This is a genomic window from Kangiella sp. (assembly GCF_048265365.1).
Taxonomy (GTDB): domain Bacteria; phylum Pseudomonadota; class Gammaproteobacteria; order Enterobacterales; family Kangiellaceae; genus Kangiella.
Genome location: NZ_JBLXBT010000002.1, coordinates 290,063 through 308,520, shown reverse-complemented (window position 1 = coordinate 308,520; position 18,458 = coordinate 290,063). Strand labels below are relative to the sequence as shown.

20 protein-coding genes are annotated in these 18,458 nt (G+C 43.8%); 15 read left to right on the top strand and 5 right to left on the bottom strand.

The features are described 5' to 3' along the window. Window positions 1-2: 2 nt before the first annotated feature. From hisI to ACN0VI_RS10590, 9 genes are read left to right on the top strand one after another with little or no spacing between them, the layout of a single operon-like run. Window positions 3-1,241, top strand: a complete 1,239-nt coding sequence (gene hisI, locus ACN0VI_RS10630; protein ID WP_417446780.1) for a phosphoribosyl-AMP cyclohydrolase — start codon at window positions 3-5, stop codon at window positions 1,239-1,241. Then, entirely contained in the window at window positions 1,231-2,448 is a 1,218-nt protein-coding gene (gene hisD / locus ACN0VI_RS10625; protein ID WP_417446779.1) for a histidinol dehydrogenase, read from the top strand. The genes hisI and hisD overlap by 11 nt, the downstream gene beginning before the upstream one ends. Window positions 2,449-2,486: 38 nt before the next feature. After that, the gene (gene ispF / locus ACN0VI_RS10620) at window positions 2,487-2,969 is read left to right on the top strand and encodes a 2-C-methyl-D-erythritol 2,4-cyclodiphosphate synthase (RefSeq protein WP_331890161.1); all 483 of its coding nucleotides are present in this window, start codon (window positions 2,487-2,489) and stop codon (window positions 2,967-2,969) included. Between the two features lies 1 nt (window position 2,970). Beyond that, complete coding sequence (truD, locus tag ACN0VI_RS10615; RefSeq protein ID WP_331890159.1) at window positions 2,971-4,017, top strand: tRNA pseudouridine(13) synthase TruD; 1,047 nt, start codon at window positions 2,971-2,973, stop codon at window positions 4,015-4,017. Window positions 4,018-4,034: 17 nt separating this feature from the next. Further along, window positions 4,035-4,802, top strand: coding sequence for a 5'/3'-nucleotidase SurE (gene surE / locus ACN0VI_RS10610; protein ID WP_331890157.1), 768 nt, complete (start codon window positions 4,035-4,037; stop codon window positions 4,800-4,802). 42 nt (window positions 4,803-4,844) lie between these two features. After that, window positions 4,845-5,513 (top strand): protein-L-isoaspartate(D-aspartate) O-methyltransferase, encoded by a 669-nt coding sequence (locus ACN0VI_RS10605; protein ID WP_417446778.1) that lies wholly within the window; start codon window positions 4,845-4,847, stop codon window positions 5,511-5,513. Next, window positions 5,510-6,094 (top strand): YqaA family protein, encoded by a 585-nt coding sequence (locus ACN0VI_RS10600; protein WP_417446777.1) that lies wholly within the window; start codon window positions 5,510-5,512, stop codon window positions 6,092-6,094. The genes ACN0VI_RS10605 and ACN0VI_RS10600 overlap by 4 nt, the downstream gene beginning before the upstream one ends. Before the next feature lie 50 nt (window positions 6,095-6,144). After that, complete coding sequence (locus ACN0VI_RS10595; protein ID WP_417446776.1) at window positions 6,145-7,125, top strand: peptidoglycan DD-metalloendopeptidase family protein; 981 nt, start codon at window positions 6,145-6,147, stop codon at window positions 7,123-7,125. Between the two features lie 47 nt (window positions 7,126-7,172). Continuing rightward, window positions 7,173-8,645, top strand: coding sequence for a KAP family P-loop NTPase fold protein (locus ACN0VI_RS10590; protein WP_417446775.1), 1,473 nt, complete (start codon window positions 7,173-7,175; stop codon window positions 8,643-8,645). Between the two features lie 41 nt (window positions 8,646-8,686). Here ACN0VI_RS10590 and ACN0VI_RS10585 read toward each other — a convergent pair whose 3' ends face one another. The 3 genes from ACN0VI_RS10585 to ACN0VI_RS10575 are packed head-to-tail and all read right to left on the bottom strand — an operon-like array spanning window position 8,687 to window position 9,893. Next, window positions 8,687-8,950: a BolA family protein gene (locus ACN0VI_RS10585; RefSeq protein ID WP_417446774.1), complete on the bottom strand. Its 264-nt coding sequence runs from the start codon at window positions 8,948-8,950 to the stop codon at window positions 8,687-8,689. A 22-nt stretch (window positions 8,951-8,972) separates the two neighbouring features. Then, a complete protein-coding gene (locus tag ACN0VI_RS10580) occupies window positions 8,973-9,272 on the bottom strand; it encodes a YciI family protein (RefSeq protein ID WP_331890145.1) in 300 nt (99 codons plus the stop codon). Between the two features lie 24 nt (window positions 9,273-9,296). After that, window positions 9,297-9,893, bottom strand: coding sequence for an inner membrane-spanning protein YciB (locus ACN0VI_RS10575; protein ID WP_417446773.1), 597 nt, complete (start codon window positions 9,891-9,893; stop codon window positions 9,297-9,299). Between the two features lie 100 nt (window positions 9,894-9,993). Between ACN0VI_RS10575 and ACN0VI_RS10570 the strand changes: the two genes are divergently transcribed. Together ACN0VI_RS10570 and ACN0VI_RS10565 are read left to right on the top strand one after the other, a co-directional pair. Further along, window positions 9,994-10,824, top strand: a complete 831-nt coding sequence (locus ACN0VI_RS10570) for a PHP domain-containing protein (RefSeq protein WP_417446772.1) — start codon at window positions 9,994-9,996, stop codon at window positions 10,822-10,824. A gap of 27 nt (window positions 10,825-10,851) precedes the next feature. Further along, on the top strand, window positions 10,852-11,475 hold the full coding sequence (locus ACN0VI_RS10565) for an L-threonylcarbamoyladenylate synthase (RefSeq protein WP_417446771.1): 624 nt from the start codon (window positions 10,852-10,854) through the stop codon (window positions 11,473-11,475). A gap of 100 nt (window positions 11,476-11,575) precedes the next feature. Here ACN0VI_RS10565 and ACN0VI_RS10560 read toward each other — a convergent pair whose 3' ends face one another. Next, window positions 11,576-13,729: a prolyl oligopeptidase family serine peptidase gene (locus ACN0VI_RS10560; RefSeq protein ID WP_417446770.1), complete on the bottom strand. Its 2,154-nt coding sequence runs from the start codon at window positions 13,727-13,729 to the stop codon at window positions 11,576-11,578. Continuing rightward, window positions 13,729-14,280: a hypothetical protein gene (locus tag ACN0VI_RS10555; protein ID WP_417446769.1), complete on the bottom strand. Its 552-nt coding sequence runs from the start codon at window positions 14,278-14,280 to the stop codon at window positions 13,729-13,731. The genes ACN0VI_RS10560 and ACN0VI_RS10555 overlap by 1 nt, the downstream gene beginning before the upstream one ends. Window positions 14,281-14,528: 248 nt before the next feature. Here ACN0VI_RS10555 and ACN0VI_RS10550 point away from each other — a divergent pair, with 248 nt between their 5' ends. The 4 genes from ACN0VI_RS10550 to ACN0VI_RS10535 all read left to right on the top strand — a co-directional run bounded on the left by ACN0VI_RS10550 (window position 14,529) and on the right by ACN0VI_RS10535 (window position 18,352). Further along, window positions 14,529-15,704, top strand: coding sequence for a tryptophan--tRNA ligase (locus ACN0VI_RS10550; RefSeq protein WP_417447047.1), 1,176 nt, complete (start codon window positions 14,529-14,531; stop codon window positions 15,702-15,704). Window positions 15,705-15,758: 54 nt separating this feature from the next. Further along, window positions 15,759-16,676, top strand: a complete 918-nt coding sequence (locus ACN0VI_RS10545) for a ScpA family protein (protein ID WP_331890135.1) — start codon at window positions 15,759-15,761, stop codon at window positions 16,674-16,676. Between the two features lie 21 nt (window positions 16,677-16,697). After that, a complete protein-coding gene (gene scpB, locus ACN0VI_RS10540; RefSeq protein WP_417446768.1) occupies window positions 16,698-17,663 on the top strand; it encodes an SMC-Scp complex subunit ScpB in 966 nt (321 codons plus the stop codon). A 119-nt stretch (window positions 17,664-17,782) separates the two neighbouring features. Next, window positions 17,783-18,352, top strand: coding sequence for a response regulator (locus tag ACN0VI_RS10535; RefSeq protein ID WP_417446767.1), 570 nt, complete (start codon window positions 17,783-17,785; stop codon window positions 18,350-18,352). Window positions 18,353-18,458 lie beyond the last annotated feature (106 nt).

Sequence of the window (18,458 nt, the reverse complement as noted above, 5' to 3'; positions counted from 1 at the left end):
TTATGTTGATTCCAAGTATTGATTTATTAGATGGCAAGGCAGTGCAATTGCAGCAGGGCGATGCTAGCCGAAAGATTGTTGAAAAAGATAATCTGTTCGAACTGCTGGAAGAGTTTTCTTTGTTTGGCGAAGTGGCCATCATTGATTTAAATGCCGCATTGGGGAAGGGCGACAATAAAACATTAATTAAGCAATTAATTAAGAAGTTCCCGTGTCGTGTGGGTGGGGGGATTCGAGATTATGATACAGCGAGAGATTATCTTGCCAGTGGTGCTAAAAAAATTATTTTAGGGACTTGTTGTCGCGAAGACTTTGTTAAGAAGTTGCCTAAATCTCAACTGATCTTTGCTATTGATGCAAAAGGCGATGATTGGGTGACCCACGGTTGGCAATCATCATCCAATAACAAAGTTGCAGCCATGATTGATGAGTTGCAGCAAAACTGCTCAGAGTTTCTTTATACCCAGGTGGAAAAAGAAGGCATGATGCAGGGCATTGATCGCGAGCGTATTGAGCAGGTGATCAAACAGTCGAATATTCCGGTAACAGTCGCTGGCGGTATCACTGATCTGGATGACATCAAGTATATTAACAAGCTGGGTGCCAACAGCCAGCTCGGCATGTCGATTTACACTGGCAAGTTGAAACTGGATGAAGCAGTTATTGCCTGTCTTGATTTTGAGAAAGCGCCATTGATTCCAACTATTGTACAAGATGTGGAGACCAATAAAGTGTTAATGCTGGCTTACTCTAATCAAGAGTCATTAGAAGCTGCTATTGGTAAGCGTGCGGGAGTTTATTTCAGTCGTTCGCGTAATGAGTTATGGGAGAAAGGCTTAACCAGTGGCAATCAACAACAACTGGTGAATGTCGATTATGACTGCGATGGCGATACTTTATTGTTCAAAGTCAGACAAACCGGTAATGCTTGTCACCTCGAACGCTACAGTTGTTTTGCTGGTCAATCAGCTTCCTTTGAGCTGGACACTTTGGATCGCATTTTTGAACAACGCATGCAAAATCAGGAAATAAAAACCTTTAGTCAAAAGCTATTAGCTAGCGATGCTCTGCAGCAAGAGAAGTTACGCGAAGAATGCGAGGAGTTAATTGAGGCTGATGAGCAGGGTGAAGTACGCTGGGAAGCTGCTGACCTGATTTTCTTTGCCTTGGCTCGCGCTAAGTCTAAAGGTGTTTCATCAAGCGATATTATTAATGAATTAGGAGCGCGTAATGGCGGGTAAATCTTATATAGAATGCTCCACTAATTGGAAGCGTCCCAATCTCACCCAATCACCAGAATTGTTTCAGCAAGTGGCAAAACTGTTGCAGGAAGTTGAGACCGGTGGCGATTTAGCTATTGATAGTTTGAGCAAACGTTTTGATGGCTTTCAACCGCGAAGAATTGCACTGAAACCTTATCGTGATTATGCGCTCGATCCGCAACTGTTGAATTCAATTGAGCAGGCTGCGCAACGCATTGAAGCTTTTTGCACTTTGCAGAAAGAGACCTTGCAGCCGCAGCAGATTGAAGAAGCCAATGGCGTGTTTGGATTTCAGTACAGTCCAATTGAAGCGATTGGTGCTTATATTCCTGGGGGGCGTTTCCCACTAATCTCTACCGCTTTGATGACGCTGATGCCAGCACGTGTCGCAGGTTGTGAGCGCCGAGTTGCCTGCTCGCCATCAGTGCACCCTGCAATTTTGGCAGCGGCTTCACTGGCTGGAGCTACTGAGTTCTGGCACATTGGCGGAGCGCAAGCCGTTGCTGCCATGGCATTTGGTTATCAAAACCTGCAACCCGTGCAGATGATCGTTGGGCCGGGCAATCAATACGTCAATGTTGCAAAGCAGCTGTTGCAAAGTCGTATCAAAATTGATGTTGCTGCAGGCCCCAGTGAGTTGCTGATTTTAGCTAATGCAGAGGTTAATCAGGAGTGGTTGATCGCTGATATGGCAGCGCAGGCGGAGCATGATCCACAGGCGCAAAGTTTATTGGTTAGCGACGATGATTCTTTCTTGAGATCCATCGAGCAGCAGTTAATGAACAGCGACGAGTTACGCGCTTTGCTCGCTAGTGAGCAGATTGTGTTATTACAGGCGAGGCATGTCGATGACATGATTAAGTTCAGCAATCGTTATGCGCCAGAGCACTTGTTGCTGGCCGATGCAAGGATTCAAGCAGAGCAATTGAAGCACTATGGCTCACTCTTTATTGGCCAGAACAGTGCGGTGGCTTTCGGTGATTATTGTGCAGGACCTAACCACACCTTACCGACCATGGGCAGCGCTAACCGTTCCAGTGGTTTGTGTGTGCAAAGCTTTATGAATATTCAGTCGTACCAGCAAGTGACTGATGCGGGGTGCAAGCAACTGGCTGAAATTGGTCGCCCATTAGCCGAGGCGGAGCAATTGGTTTGGCATGAACGCAGTATGCAGGTAAGATCCTAGCATTCAGTTTTTGTCAAAGCGCAAGTGCTAGGATTTCTATGTTTCGAATTGGTCATGGTTATGACGTTCATAAATTTGGTGGCGATAGCCCATTAATTTTGGGCGGTGTCGAATTTCCGGGTGAACAAGGTTTGCTCGCTCATTCGGATGGCGATGTGGTGTTGCATGCAGTTTGTGATGCGCTATTGGGCGCAATTGCTAAGGGCGATATTGGTCATCACTTTCCCGATACCGATGAGAAACTCGCTGGTGCCGACAGCCGAGGGTTATTGGTTGCTGTGATGCAGCAGGTACACGAAGAGGGTTTTGAGCTTGGCAATCTTGACGTCACCATTGTGGCGCAGGCACCTAAAATGGCCGCGAAAATATCTGACATGCGACAGGTCATTGCCAATATCTGCAAAGCTGAACTAAACCGCATTAACGTCAAAGCAACCACCACAGAAAAACTAGGCTTTGTTGGCCGCAAAGAAGGGATTGCAGTGCACTCTGTTTGTTTACTTGAATCCATCGAACAATAAGATGGAGATACACGTTCAGGATTGGCCCAGAGCCTACGGCACCCCATTAGCCACCGCCACTTTCCGCCAGAAGTTGAGCGACTTCTGTGTTGATGAAGATTTACGTTTCGAACCATCGGGCGAAGGTGCGCACCATTTGCTTTTGATCGAAAAGCGTAATATCAATACTGACATTGTTTGTCACAAACTGCGTCGCTTTGCCGAAGTTAATCCCACAGATGTTGGCTATGCCGGCAAGAAAGATCGCTTTGCCATTGCACGTCAATGGTTCAGCGTACAGTTACCATTGCTTAAAGAGATCGACTGGTCTGAATTTAATGATGATGAAGTGACTGTTCTGAAAGCGACACGTCATGACAAAAAACTACGTATTGGTGCGGTTAAGCAAAACCACTTTGCCATTACCTTGCGCGATCTGAACTTTAATCCGGGCTCTGATCAACAGGCACTACATCAGCGTATCGAGCAGATTCAGGAGAATGGCTTCCCCAATTATTTTGGTGAGCAACGCTTTGGTCATAATGGCGATAATTTAACCCGTGGCGCTGAGCTGCTGCTGGCCAATAAAAAACTCAAAAATCGTAATTTGCAGGGATTGTTATTCTCTGCGGTGCGTTCCTTTTTCTTTAATCAGGTTCTGGCCAAGCGTATTGAAGCAAATAAGTTTTCAGAATTGCTGGATGGCGACTATGTACAGCTTGATGGTTCCGAAAGTGGTTTCACGGTTCAGGATATGGAGCAGGAGCTACCACGTTTTGTAGCTAAAGATATTCATCCCACTGCACCCATGCCCGGACGGGGTCGTTCGCAGCTGTTGGCTGAGGCTGCTGAGTTTGAAGCAGAAGTGCTTGAGCCTTATCATGAGTTGATTGCTGCTTTGGAGCGCAAAGGGCTCAATGGTGAGCGCCGTGCGATTCGTGTTTTTCCACAAAATGTCACGTTGCAATGGCATAATGAGCAAACGCTGGAACTAAGCTTTAGTTTGCCCAAAGGAGCTTTCGCGACCAGTCTGTTGCGTGAATTATTTGAGCTTAAAACCAATCTTTAACCACACTAATACATATTATGAAAATACTGCTGAGTAATGATGACGGCTTTTTTGCGCCGGGAATTAACGCCTTATATGACCATTTGCAACGTATTGCACGGGTGACCGTGGTTGCACCAGACCGTAACCGCAGTGGGGCCAGTAATTCATTAACCTTGGATCACCCGATTCGCGCCTGGCAAACTGACCGTGGATTTTTTGCCGTAACCGGTACGCCAACTGATTGTGTGCATCTGGGAACCCATCATCTGATGGGCGCAGCACCTGATATGGTGGTTGCTGGCATTAATACAGGCGCAAATCTGGGCGATGATACCCTCTATTCCGGCACTGTTGCGGCTGCGATGGAAGGGCGTGCTCTAGGTTATACTGCCGTTGCCGTGTCATTAGTCGGTCATGACTGCCAGCACTATGAAACCGCTGCACGAGTTGCTGCTGAGATCATTGAAGGCTTAATTGAGCACCCGCTGGGCAAGGATCGAGTGCTGAATATCAATGTTCCTGACCTGCCTTATGAAGAATTAAAAGGAATTAAGCTAACACGCTTGGGAAATCGCCACCGTGCTGATACTATTATTCCGGATAAGGATCCAAAAGGGCGTCAGGTTTATTGGCTGGGGCCTTTACCGAGTGGGCAAGATATTGGGGAAGGAACGGATTTTCATGCCGTTGAGAACGGCTACGTTTCGATTACGCCCATCAATGTGGATCTGACCGCGTATAACAGCTTCGATGAAGTGGAAGACTTTTTGAGTACTTATGACAGCCCATTAACGAAAAGCTGATAGGCTCAATCGATAACAACAATATAGAACAGACCGACAACTATGAATGCAGCTCATTTTTCTGGCATTGGCATGACTTCAGCGAGAACGCGTGGCCGTTTGGTGCAACGTTTGCTTGCCGAGGGGATTTCCAATCAGCAAGTTTTAAAGGCTATTGAAGACACGCCTCGTCATGTGTTTATTGATGAGGGCTTATCCCACCGTGCCTATGAAGATACAGCCCTACCCATAGGTATGGGGCAAACCATTTCGCAGCCTTATATTGTTGCCCGTATGACTCAGGCTTTGCTTGAATCCGGCTCAATGAACAAGGTGTTAGAAATTGGTACTGGCTGCGGCTATCAAACCGCCATTTTGTCCAAACTGTGCAAAACCGTATTTACCGTTGAGCGTATTCGCGCACTTCATATGCAGGCCCGCAAAACCCTCGGCCAACTATCCATTCACAATGTGCAGTACCTGTTCGCTGATGGCTTTAATGGCTGGCAGCAAAACGCACCTTTTGACGCAATCATCGTGACCGCGGCACCTTCGCAAATTCCTGAAAAGCTGATGGTGCAATTGGCCGATGGTGGACGCATGATTATTCCAGTAGGCCAAACTGAAACTGCGCAAGAGCTGATTCTGGTTGAACGTCAGGGAGACGAGTTTAAACAAACCGTTGTTGAGAAAGTTAAATTTGTACCGTTAGTCAGTGGCGTTGCTCGATGAAAATTTTTACCAAGATGTACGACGCTTGTATGCGTTGGGCGCGTCATAAGTACGCAGTTTATATTTTAGGCTTAATCAGTTTTATCGAATCCATCTTCTTTCCGATTCCTACAGCTGCCATGCTGGCACCGATGGCTTTGTCGACCCCGCACCGTGCCTTGAGCCTTGCAGGACTTGCCACTGTGACTTCCGTGTTAGGCGGGATCGTAGGTTATCTGGTGGGGGCCTTTGCTTTTGAGTCCTGGGTCTTGCCAGCGATTGAAAAGTTCGGTTATTTAGCAACTTATGAAAAAGCAGTAGTCTGGTTTGCTGACTTTGGTGTCTGGGTGGTGTTGATCGCTGGATTTTCTCCAGTACCCTACAAGATATTTACTTTAACTGCTGGCGCACTCAGTATGTCGTTTTTGCCTTTTGTACTGGCCTCTATCATCGCTCGTGCTGCTCAATTTTATCTCATTGGCGGATTAGTGAAGTGGGGCGGGGAACCAATGCAGCATAAATTGCGTCAATATGTAGACTGGATTGGCTGGGGCTTCTTAATCCTTGCGGTCATCGCTTATATTATTTATAAATACGTGTAAGCTAGAACAATCAATAACTCATTGTAAAAACAAGGATTTTTAACTAAAGCATGCGACAGGAAACAAAAGACATACTTAAACGTTCTGCCGTCCGCTCACTCTGGATCGTCGCTATCGTGTTAGTGATCTTTTGGTTGCAGGGTTGTGGTAATGAACGCCTGGCCCCTGTCGAAGAGCGCGAAGCCAACAATTATAAAGCCCAATTACACAGCTTTTATCCGCCTTCCGAAGTGGATAACAGCCAACAATTTTATTATGTACGTCCTGGTGACACCCTTTATTCTATTGCCTTTCGTTATGGCCTTGATTACAACATTCTTGCTCAGGCTAACGATATTGATAGCAATTACACCATCCACGCTGGCCAACGCCTGAATCTTCAGAAAGCCCGCGATATAACGCCAGCAGAAGAATATGAAGTGGCAGGCACGGAGCCACCGGGTACGCAACAATCCAGCGATGCTTCACGTCGTACCCCGGTCAGCGTTGCCAGAAGACCGGTAGCAGAAGTTCCAAGAACGCCTGTCACTAGCCAGTCTCATCAGCAGGTTAATGAGCCGCAACAAGAGCCGAAAAAAGAACCCAAGAAAGAGCCTGTTAGCAGCTCGAATACTATGGGGGGCAGTAAAGAGCCTGTCGCCTATACGCCTAACTCGCCTGTGAAATACTGGATGTGGCCAACCATGGGCCAAATTCTGCAAGGCTTCTCAGGCGCGAGCAAAAGCTCCAAAGGGATTGATATAGCCGGTAATCTAGGCGATCCGGTGCGAGCTTCCGCCGCTGGCAGAGTAGTCTATGCAGGCCGAGGGCTTCGTGGCTATGGCAACCTCGTTATCGTCAAGCACAACAACGACTTCATTAGCGCATACGCCCACAATCGAATCTTGCTGGTTAAAGAAAACGAAATCATCAAAGCCGGCCAGAAAATCGCCGAAGTCGGCAACACCGACAGTGAAGTTCCCAAACTACACTTTGAAATTCGCTTCAAAGGTAAACCCGTCGATCCAATGCGTTATTTGCCGAAGCGGTAGAGGATATACAGCAAAACACTATAGCAAGTTGATCAGAAGGGATATTTATGAATTGGGAAGATGACAAATTAGATAGAAAAGCTGAAGCAGAATATCTAGTTAAATACATAAACAGAAAATATGAAGCTAGTGACGCCACATCTCTTTCGATAAACCTTAATGCTGAATGGGGACAAGGAAAAACTTTTTTCTTAAGAAACTTAAGACGCGATCTTTCTGAGCAAGGTTATCCTACTGTATATTACGATGCATGGCGTAATGACTTTTCTAACGAGGCGCTCGTATCCTTTATTTCTGAGATTTCTGATGAGCTTGCCAAAGCTTTAGATGCAAATCCCAAAATTAAGGAAAAAATACACACTTTCAAGGAGAAAGGGAAACAGATCATCAAGTCCTCAGTACCAATACTTTTATCCGCCTTAGTGAAGCATCTACTAAGAACGGATGACTTAAGTGGTCTGATTCCTGAAGATGAGGACAAACCTGACTCTAATCAATCAGATAGTACTTCTGATTTTTCAGATACTGTATCAAAACTCACTACCTCAGCAGCCACAAGCATGTTAGAGCAACATAAAGAAAGTCAGAAAAGTATTGGGGAGTTTACAGAGGCGCTGAAAGAATTAGTCAAGGAGTTAGGAAAGGGAGATGGGAAGCTAAAAGATAAAAAGTTACCGATATATATTCTAGTTGATGAGCTTGACAGATGTAGACCAACATTTGCCATTGAGCTACTAGAAGCTATAAAGCATTTATTTGGAGTTCATGGGGTCGTGTTCCTTGTGGCTACCAATACTTCTGAGCTCCAAGCAAGTGTCAAAGCCGTATATGGTGGGGAGTTTTCTGCTAAAGCATACCTAAGAAGGTTTTTTGATATTGAATATTCTTTCAGAAAGCCAAGCCGTAAAGAGTTTTGTCGGCAAGTGATCTCTGATATTGAATTTGGAGATAACGTTAACTCTTATGAACCGAATGGACAAGATGACTTCGAGTCCATTCTAGATATGTTTTGGAGATTCTGCGACTATTTTAATTTGGGTTTAAGAGATATCGAACAATTAAGTATATCTCTTGAAGCATGTATTTATACAGCAGAGGATAAAGTTGAGTTACCATTATTATTGTTTCTACTTATATTAAAGCAACAGGAGTTTGGTGACTATTATGAGCGATTTAAGCAACAAGGAGGAAAGCTCGTTTTAGAAAACTTCTTTAAAGAGAATAGCTTTAACAACACTATTTTCTTACAGACAAAGGAAAGATATCATAAAGCGCACACCTATCATAATAGTAAGATAGCGATTAAAGATGTTCTTTCAGTATATTTTCATAACTTAGGAAGAGCCAATGGAGATAACTTCTTTTTTTCAAGTAGCAGTTTTAGTATTCAGGAACGTATTGTGGAGAATTTAAGAAGTGAACTTATGAGGTCGAATAGTAAAGATAGAAATAAAAGGTTAATATTTTATAAGTATTTTGAAATGGTTCAACATGCTGGCCAGTTTTCTGAAATTGATTAATAAGATATGCAATGTAGGGTGCGTCGTGACGCACCGTTTTACTATTTAATGACTTTTATCGCTAAAGCATGGATATCAGTTTCCATCATGTCGCCTAGCGCTTCATAAACCATTCGATGCTGTTGCAGCATTCGCTTTCCTTCTAACGCTTCACTTTTTATTACTACGGTGAAGTGTCCTTTGCCTTCTTTAGCGCCGGCATGACCAATGTGTTTATGACTGTCGTCAATGACTTCAAGTTGTTCTGGTTTAAGTGTGTTTTGAATCATTTGTTGCATGCGTTCAAGGCGTTGTGAGTTGTCCATTGTTGGCTCCGTTTATAACTATTTAAGGTAGTACTTTCTTATAAGGCTTTACGATGACCGACTCGTAAACCCCTGCGTCAAAGTAGGGATCGGCGTCGGCCCAGGCTTGAGCATCTTCGAGTGAATCGAATTCGGCGACGATCATACTGCCGGTGAAGCCTGCTTCGCCGGGATCTTCTGCATCGATGGCTGGACAGGGGCCGGCGATTATTAAGCGCCCCTGTTCTTTGAGTGCCTGTAGCCGCTCTACATGCGCTGGGCGAACTTGAGCACGCTTTGGTAATGAGTTTTCTACGTCTTGTGAAAAGATGACATATATCATAATTTATTCCTGAGACTCTTTTTCTTAGGGATCGTTCTTATCTGAATTGGTTTCTTCAGGACCTGGTTTTTGGGGCTCGTCCAGATTAACGTGTTCTTTTAACATGATAATGCTGATGATAAATAGCAGCATGGTCGATGCGAAGAGGCCGATAATTTTAAACCAGAACCATACATCGGTGCTAAAGGTATAGGCGATATAGATATTTAAGAAACCGAACCCTGTTAAATAAAGGATCCATAACCAATTAATTTTAACGAGCAGGCTCTGCGGTGCTGTATCTTTTAGCACATCATTGGCTTTGAGTAGATCCTGAATGATGTATTTCTTACTGAAAACCTGGCGGAATAAGATAAACAATGAGCCAGCCCATAAAATGATACTGGTTTTCCATTTGATGAAGTTTTCATCATCAAAATAATAGGCTGAGGCAACTAAGATAATGCCAAGAACAAAATAGGCTATGTGGCTTTTTTTAATCGGTTCCTTGTTGAATACGCTGGTTAAAATTTGCACTAACGAACCTGCGCTCCAGACTGCCGCGGCGAGAATTAAGTTTTTAGTGATGAGGTAAACCGCGATAAATGCGACTAAAGGATAATTTTCTTTCAAAAAGGTCATATTAGACTCCAAAAAAGTGCTCGCCAAGTTTACCTGAATGCAAAAGATAGGCAAACTGGTAACCGTTTTCATTTGATACCTAATACCAAGCAGGATTGAAGTGCTGAGAGATTTACACAACCACACGCATGCCTCAGACGGCAGTTTGTCACCGGTAGAGCTGATTGAGTTAGCCATTGAGCGCGGTGTGGATGAGCTGGCGATTACCGATCACGATTCAGTGGCTGGCGTACTGGCATTGCGCGAACAAGCGGATGATTTTGCCATTAACCTTATCGAAGGGGTGGAGATTTCAGCCGGTTGGGGCAAGCATACCTTGCACATTTTGGGCTTGAACATCGACCCTGAACATGCAGGCTTATCCTCATTTTTAAAACTTCAGCAGCAGAAACGTCATACACGAGCGCTGGAAATGGCGCATAAGATGCAGAAAGCAGGGATTGAAGAGGCGGTAGCGGATGTGGAAGTTATGTTGCAAGAGCAGAATATGGTCTGCCGCACCCATTTAGCTCAGTATTTGCTCGACAAAGGTGCGGTCAACAATTTTGCCAATGCTTTTAAAAAGTATCTGGCTAAAGGCGGCAAGGCTTTTGTCAAAGATGAGTGGTTTGAACTGGAGGACGCCATAGCGATTATTAAGCAAGCGGGCGGCGTACCTGTGCTAGCACATCCGACACGCTATAAAATGGGTTCTAACCAGCTGCATGAGCTGATTCAGTCATTCCAAACGATGGGCGGCGAGGGTATTGAGGTATGCTACCCTAATATTCATCCAGGCAAGAAAAACCTATTGGCAAACTGGGCGCAAAAGTATAACCTGCTCGGCTCACAAGGTTCCGACTTCCACTCTCCGGATAAACCGTGGGCCTTGCTTGGAAAGTTTCCGCCGATGCCTGTCGACGTTACACCTGTATGGACGGCATGGCAGTAATCGAACAACAGACCCTAAAGATAGATTATGACTCAACTGATTGAAATACATCCTGAAAATCCCCAGCCACGGTTAGTGAGCCAGCTTGTTGCCATCATTCGTAATGGCGGCGTTGTGGTGTATCCGACGGACTCAGGGTACGCGCTCGGTTGTCACATTGGTGATAAAAAAGCGCTGGATCGCATTCGTCAGATACGTGATCTGGAAAAAGATCATAACTTTACTTTAGTGTGCCGTGATTTATCGGAATTGGCATTCTACGCACGCGTGGACAACACCGCGTTTCGGCTGATTAAAAACAACACACCAGGCCCATACACCTTCATTCTGCGCGCAACAGCCGAAGTGCCCAACCGTCTTAAGCATCCGAAAAAGAAAACCATTGGTATTCGTGTGCCAGATAACGCTATTGCACAAGCAATTTTAGAAGCACTTGGCGAACCCATGATGAACACCAGCTTGATCTTGCCTGGCCAAGACGAAGGCGAGGTGTTGGCACCATACGAAATTTTTGATGAACTGAATGGCCGTGTCGATGCGGTGATCGATGGTGGCTATTGTGGTCATGAAGAAACCACAGTAGTGGACATGACTACAGGCTATCCAGAAATTATTCGTTATGGCGCTGGTGATGCGACTGTATTTGAATAATAAAATTATTCGTAATGGGTAATGTGCCAATGGAGAAAAGCCGGAAATAGTAAGATGAAAAGGGGCGTTAAGCCCCTTTTAGCATTACATTTACTTAGAACTAAAAATTGTAAACACCTAAACGCCTTAAGTATTGAGCTGCTCGATCATCACCATATTGATGAGCGAGCTTTAGATAGCGTTCAGCCTGCTTGGTGTCTTTTTCAACAAAGGTCCCATTGTAGTAAATCATACCCACGTTAAAGTTATCATTTCCCAGTACACTATGGTCTTCTTTTGGGTAAGACTTGTTTTTGCCTATATGCCGATCTAAAAACTCAACAATGGTCACATATTGGTGAATGTCGCCACGCCAGTTTTTGTGTCCATGCCCGGAGAGCGTATACTCATGATATTGAACTTCTGTATTACCGAGTTCTGTTAGTACATAGTTTAGGCGACGACTATGTTCGGGATGAGCAATTTCATCACGGAGGCCTGAAAAAATCAGAGTAGGCACTTTGATCTGAGAAGCCTTATATAAAGGTGAATTCGCTTTCAACTTACTATAATCCGCATCAATATCGCCAACAATAAAGCTGATTGCGTCTTTACGGCTTTCAGTTTGGTTAAGATTGGTAGCACTGAATAGTAAAGGTAAGTCAAAAACACCAAAAGCGGTGATGGCGCATTTAAAATTCTGCGGATAAATGATCGTTGAGGTTACCGCTGAATAACCACCGTAACTGGTACCATAAATGCAGGCATTGTTTTTATCTACAGATGGATGAGCAAACGCTTTTTGAGTTAGTAGGTTAATATCTGCTTCAATACCCTCGCCAAACTGTTCGCGTCCAGCGTTCATGTATTCTTTACCATAACCAGCACTTCCTCTGAAGTTAATGGTTAGGACTGCATAACCTCTATTGACTAAGAACTGAGTGGCTTGATCAAATTCATTGCGGTCCTGTACGCCAATTGGCCCTCCATGAGGCATAACAACTAAGGGATGTTTGTTAGGTGCTTCCGGTAGGAACAAAAAGCCTTCAACGACATTGTCGAGCTCATTTTTGGCTGTAAGAAGCCTGCCTTTTCTGAAGGTATAAGGGTGTAAGTCTGGCATCTCATTTTGTAAGAACCGTAACTTATCAAGCTTCTGATTGTAGTGATAAAACTTTCCGGGGTGCGTCGAATCATAAGCAAAAATAACTAAATCATTGTTATTTAATGAGCTATCAATAATGAAGATAGAATCCAAACCAATTTGCTGGTGAAGCTCTTTTTGCAGTGCCTGGTTAGGTTTGTCTAAAAATTTCTGTTTTTTTACTCCTCTATCAACATAAGTTACCGATGTCAGCTTGTTTTGGATAGTATCAAATGTTGCTGACTTAATATCGTAACTAGGTGATTCGTATAAAACATCGACTTCTTTTTGCAAGCTTGCATCAAACTTGATAACTGCAGTTTTATCTCTTCCCATGTTTGAGAGCGCCACGATAAAGCGCTCATCTATAGCTCCGACAGGTTCAAATATATCAAGCCTTGAATAGTTTTTATCTTCATTGGTGTTTTTGTTAACTCTAAAAAATTCTCGCCAGGAGTCAGTATTCAAGTCATAAATTGAATAGGTATTATAATCTTCAAAATACTGACCAATCATCTCCAGTTTATAGTCTTTGTTAGAGACAAAAAATTCAAATGTATTGTCAAGGCCATCGCTAAGATTTCTGAAGCTATCAAAGATTTTCTGGTGATTTTTCTTAGTTGCCTTAACGCTTTTTAGCTTCTCAATATCGATTTCTAAAAGATCAAACTTCTCATCATCTGAATTGAATTTCGCATACAAAGCCTTATTGTCTTTCGTGGACATCGGATTGATCACAAAGCCAATTGCTTCGACATCAAAGTAATCGATATCAAAAGTATCTTCTTTAAAAGTAAAGTCGATAAATCGGGTGTAATATTTATTGAAGTTGCCTTTGAAAGTAACATAGGCGGTATCTGAATCTATCCAATTATAATCAATAATTTCCAGTGAGCCTGAGTTCTGTAATTTAAATATTTCAGCGGCTTCATTAGTTGTTGACTGAAAAGCAAATAACTGGTGGAACCCATCAAGATAGCTTTTACCAATGAATGTTTGCCCAGAGGGGGAAATGACAAAGTTATTAAACTGAGGGTTTGCAAAAATCTCATTACTTTTAACCAGCTTTGCTTGAGCACTGATGGAAAATACAATAATTGCCAATGTAAGGAGGGTGTTTTTAAAGGTCATTATTCTTCTCCTTCTAGTGTTTTTATATAGCTAAAAAAGTCATCGCGGGTACCATCTTTTGCATAGACTAGCGGATATCGATTCATAAGAGAGGGGTAGTTTTCTTTTAAGAAGGAAAGGGCCAATGTGGACTCATTCTTAGTCTGAACTTTGAATCCAGCCCCTATTCTGTCTAGATTGAAATGACCTATGTAATTTATTTTATTAGGCTCAATGTTTACTTTCCAGTTACCACCGTCATCACTTCCAAGTTCAATGTAGTTATAGCGATTATAAACTTTAGCACGAATAATATCGTAGGTTCCTGCAGGCATTGTGGTGACTACATAGTTATGCTTTTGATCATATAGAGTGTGCTCAATCGCAACCTTCGCTGGTCCTGAAAATATTAAGCTGTGAATTGCTGTGTCCGATTCATAAGCAATAACGACAACACCTTTGCGATCATCTGGGTTAAGTGTCGAGTTGTCTTTAAATTGCTCGAGTTTAGTTGCACAGCCTGTTATCAATATCGTAAGCAGAATTGCAGATATAGCGATAATTCGCTTCATTATTATTCCCTCCATTTTCTTGTATTAGTAACCCCAAAATATTGGAGTATACATAAACTCAATAACTATGTTGAGTATTTATGGAGTTACCGGCCAATACTATTCACTTAGCCCTACGCATTCAGGCATAGCGTTTTGACGCGATATCGTTATAATGGGCAGTCTTATTATTTCTACGATTTCGACATAATTATAAGGGTATTTCTTTGAGTTCTATTACTGTTGGCCAGAAACGCGTTTTATCTGGAATGCGTCCTACCGGCCCTTTGCATTTGGGACATTACCACGGGGTTTTAAAAAATTGGGCACAAATGCAGCATGAGTATGAGTGCTTTTTTATGGTTGCCGATTGGCACGCTCTAACTACCAATTATGATGAGACTGCAAATATTGAACAATATGTGTGGGATACGGTGTTGGATTGGTTGGCGGCGGGTATTAGTCCCACAGCAGCGACCATTTTTGTGCAATCTAAAGTTCCTGAGCATGCTGAATTACACTTATTATTGTCGATGGTGACGCCTTTAGGTTGGCTAGAGCGTGTGCCAACCTACAAAGAGCAGCAAGAAAAGTTACAAAACAAAGATTTATCGACTTATGGCTTTTTGGGTTATCCATTGTTACAGGCCGCTGATATTCTGGTCTATCGCGCTGGTAATGTGCCGGTTGGCGCGGATCAGGTACCGCACGTGGAAATGACCCGCGAAGCAGCTCGTCGCTTTAATCACTTCTATGGTAAAGAGCCTGGATTTGAAGAAAAAGTAACCGAAGCCATTAAGAAGATGGGCAAGAAAAATGCCAAGCTATACAATAACTTGCGTAAAAAGTTCCAAGAAGAAGGCGATCAGTCTTCGCTGGAAATGGCGCAAGCATTAGTTGAGTCACAGGCCAATATCTCGATTAATGACCGAGAGCGCTTATACGGTTATCTGGATGGTGAGGGTAAGATTATATTGCCAGAACCACAGGCGTTATTAACACCTGTCTCAAAAATGCCGGGCCTAGATGGACAAAAAATGTCCAAGTCGTATGGCAATGCGATTGCGATGCGCGAACCTCGCGAATCGGTGGAAAAGAAAATTAAGACCATGCCGACTGACCCAGCTCGTGTTCGTCGTACTGACCCAGGCACTCCAGAGAAATGTCCGGTGTGGGAGTTCCATAAGATATATTCATCAGACGAAGTTAAAGATTGGGTGCAGAAAGGTTGTACAACTGCGGGGATTGGCTGTATTGATTGTAAAGGCCCAGTGATTGATGCGGTTTGTGCTGAACAACAGACTTTTGTTGAGCGCGCTAAAGAATACCAGGAAAGCCCTGAAATCGTCCGTAATATTGTGTCTGAGGGTTCCGAGCGTGCGCGTGACGTGGCTCGAGAAACCATGGATGATGTGCGCCAAGCCATGGGGTTGTCCTATAAATAGGCGTATAAGTAGTCTTGTAAATAACACGATAAACAAGGTAATTGAGAAGAATCTATGAGCGAACCAACCAGCGAACAGCTTTCGAATGCCAATGAGCATTCATCCGAAGCAGGGCATTTGCAGGAAGAAATGCCTTTTGCGCTGATCGATGGTGAGCAACTCGCAGATTTTCCCAAAGATCTTTATATCCCACCGGATGCACTCGAAGTTTTCTTAGAAGCTTTTGAAGGGCCGCTCGATTTATTGCTCTATCTTATTAAGCGTCAGAACGTAGATATTCTGAATATTCCGATTGCTCATATCACCGAGCAATATATGGAATATGTTGAGTTGATGAAGGTTCTACATCTTGAGCTGGCTGCCGAATACTTGGTGATGGCTGCGATGCTGGCTGAAATCAAAAGCCGTGTGCTATTGCCTCGCCCTAAAGATGAGGATGATGAAGAAGACGATCCTCGTGCAGATCTGATTCGTCGCTTACAAGAGTATGAGCAATTTAAGCAGGCCGCTGAAGATATTGATGAGTTACCGCGCATGGGACGTGATAACTATGCAGTCAGTGCTAAAAAACCAGAATTAAATATAGTCAGGCCCGATCCCGATGTGGATATGAAAGAACTTCTGTTGGCCTTGCGTGATGTTTTGCGTCGCGCTGAAATGTTTACCAGCCACCACATTCAGTTCGAAGCCTTGTCAGTCAGAGAAAAAATGGGCTTTGTGCTTGAGCGTTTATCGGCGCAGAGCTTCTGTGATTTCTCGCAGCTGTTTAATGTCGAAGAAGGGCGTATGGGTGTGGTGGTGACTTTCCTGGCGATTATGGAGCTGGCGAAAGAATCTTTATTAGAAATTATTCAAACCGAAGGTTACGGCCCGATTCACGTCAGAGCAAAAATCAGCTCTGGAGTAGAAGGGGAGGATGATTCGGTATCTGTTGAGGACAAGTTGGCTGATATTGAGCCAACGGTCGATTAATTGAATTGATTGGCAGTGGGTATGAATCAAGAAAAAATCGTTCGCATTATTGAAGCTTCGCTTTTAGCTGCCGGTAGCACCTTGTCTAAAGACAGGATACTGGAGCTTTTTGCTGAGGATGAAAACATTAAGCCAGAGCAAATTAAGACTGCTCTGGAACAGTTACAGCAGGAAGCGGAAGGTCGCGGTATCGAGCTGGTCGAAGTAGCCAGCGGTTTCCGTTATCAGGCACGCCAAGACTACGCTGAGTGGATTGCCCGCCTGTGGGAAGAGCGCCCGGCTCGTTATTCGCGTGCGCTACTTGAAACCCTGTCTTTGATTGCATATCGCCAACCTACCACACGCAGCGATATTGAGCATGTTCGTGGTGTCAGCGTTAGCTCATCCATTGTGAAAACTTTACTAGAACGTGAGTGGATCCGTGTGGTTGGGCACCGTGATGTGCCGGGTAAACCAGCATTGTATGCCACCACTAAAGGTTTTCTTGATTACTTTAATCTGAAAAGTCTTGATGAATTACCCTCATTATCCGAACTGAAAGATTTGGATAACTTGAACCCTGAGTTCAAGTTCGATGGCGATGATGAATCGGAAAGCTCTTCTGAGCATTCAAACGCAGCTGAAGGGCATGATCACAATTCAGCAGAACCAGGTGACGGATCAGAGCCAAGTGCCCCAGAGAGCGCTGAACCAGAAACTGCCGATCCTGAGACCATTGATCCTGAGACCATTGATCCTGAGACTATTGATCCTGAGACTATTGACCCTGACTCTGGCGAAGAAGGCTACGAAGGGGTTGAGCAAGTTGATGAATCGATTGATGATGCTCATTATCCTGAAGGGATTGAGTCGGTTGAAGATGATCAAACAGACTTTGACGGTACTGAACTGGATAGCACTGAGTTCGATGATAATCACAATGATGATTACGAAGATGAGAGCTCAGACACAGATTCAGAACAAAAAGCAACTTATCCAATACATTAATTTGCCTAATTGATAATTGGATCTAGGTTTTTAATATCCCCCAAAATTATAATGGCCCCAAGTTTTACAGCTACTTGCAAAAAATGTTAGTGGCTTTGTAAACCAAGCCGGGGGAAACATTGAACATTATAAACAGATTGCGCACATTGGTAGACCAACGCCAGATTAGTGGTTTAGGGCGCAGTGACGATTCCAATAATCAGCAAGTCTTGAAGCAAAGTTCAGATGGTAGTTTGACTGTTGAGCGTCGCACCAAACGTCGTCGCAATGCAGTACCTGGTAGCAAAATTCTTGTCATTGATGACTCAAAAACCATTCAAGTCACTCTTCGTAAAATGCTTTTACAGAATCATTATGACGTGCATCCAGCACTAGATGCTGAAAAGGGTTTAGAAGTTGCGCTTCGCGAAAAGCCTGATCTTATCTTCCTGGATATCGTCCTACCCGGCATGAATGGATTTGCGGCATTACGTCAATTGCGCAAGGACCCACGTACTCGCGATATTCCAGTAATTATGATTAGTGGTAACGTCCAAGCCACCGAAACCTATTATGCAGAGCGTATCGGAGCCGATGATTTCATGCGTAAACCCTTTAATCGACTTGAAGTCTTTAGACGGATAGACCGATTGCTGGATGAAAACTGTGTGTTAAGACGCACAGGATTTAGAGCAAAAGCCGCTGTTTAAGTGGCTTTTTTCATTATGGGTGTAAATCTATTCCTAATCTTCGCTGATTTCTTGATATTCCTCGACTGATCCCTTTCTAGCCCTTAAAATGCGGCTATATTCTTGA

Bases quoted from the DNA above. Each gene is read 5' to 3' on its own strand.
- hisI (WP_417446780.1), top strand. From the start codon at position 3: ATGTTGATTCCAAGTATTGATTTATTAGATGGCAAGGCAGTGCAATTG.
- hisD (WP_417446779.1), top strand. From the start codon at position 1,231: ATGGCGGGTAAATCTTATATAGAATGCTCCACTAATTGGAAGCGTCCC.
- ispF (WP_331890161.1), top strand. From the start codon at position 2,487: ATGTTTCGAATTGGTCATGGTTATGACGTTCATAAATTTGGTGGCGAT.
- truD (WP_331890159.1), top strand. From the start codon at position 2,971: ATGGAGATACACGTTCAGGATTGGCCCAGAGCCTACGGCACCCCATTA.
- surE (WP_331890157.1), top strand. From the start codon at position 4,035: ATGAAAATACTGCTGAGTAATGATGACGGCTTTTTTGCGCCGGGAATT.
- ACN0VI_RS10605 (WP_417446778.1), top strand. From the start codon at position 4,845: ATGAATGCAGCTCATTTTTCTGGCATTGGCATGACTTCAGCGAGAACG.
- ACN0VI_RS10600 (WP_417446777.1), top strand. From the start codon at position 5,510: ATGAAAATTTTTACCAAGATGTACGACGCTTGTATGCGTTGGGCGCGT.
- ACN0VI_RS10595 (WP_417446776.1), top strand. From the start codon at position 6,145: ATGCGACAGGAAACAAAAGACATACTTAAACGTTCTGCCGTCCGCTCA.
- ACN0VI_RS10590 (WP_417446775.1), top strand. From the start codon at position 7,173: ATGAATTGGGAAGATGACAAATTAGATAGAAAAGCTGAAGCAGAATAT.
- ACN0VI_RS10585 (WP_417446774.1), bottom strand. From the start codon at position 8,950: ATGGACAACTCACAACGCCTTGAACGCATGCAACAAATGATTCAAAAC.
- ACN0VI_RS10580 (WP_331890145.1), bottom strand. From the start codon at position 9,272: ATGATATATGTCATCTTTTCACAAGACGTAGAAAACTCATTACCAAAG.
- ACN0VI_RS10575 (WP_417446773.1), bottom strand. From the start codon at position 9,893: ATGACCTTTTTGAAAGAAAATTATCCTTTAGTCGCATTTATCGCGGTT.
- ACN0VI_RS10565 (WP_417446771.1), top strand. From the start codon at position 10,852: ATGACTCAACTGATTGAAATACATCCTGAAAATCCCCAGCCACGGTTA.
- ACN0VI_RS10560 (WP_417446770.1), bottom strand. From the start codon at position 13,729: ATGACCTTTAAAAACACCCTCCTTACATTGGCAATTATTGTATTTTCC.
- ACN0VI_RS10555 (WP_417446769.1), bottom strand. From the start codon at position 14,280: ATGAAGCGAATTATCGCTATATCTGCAATTCTGCTTACGATATTGATA.
- ACN0VI_RS10550 (WP_417447047.1), top strand. From the start codon at position 14,529: ATGCGTCCTACCGGCCCTTTGCATTTGGGACATTACCACGGGGTTTTA.
- ACN0VI_RS10545 (WP_331890135.1), top strand. From the start codon at position 15,759: ATGAGCGAACCAACCAGCGAACAGCTTTCGAATGCCAATGAGCATTCA.
- scpB (WP_417446768.1), top strand. From the start codon at position 16,698: ATGAATCAAGAAAAAATCGTTCGCATTATTGAAGCTTCGCTTTTAGCT.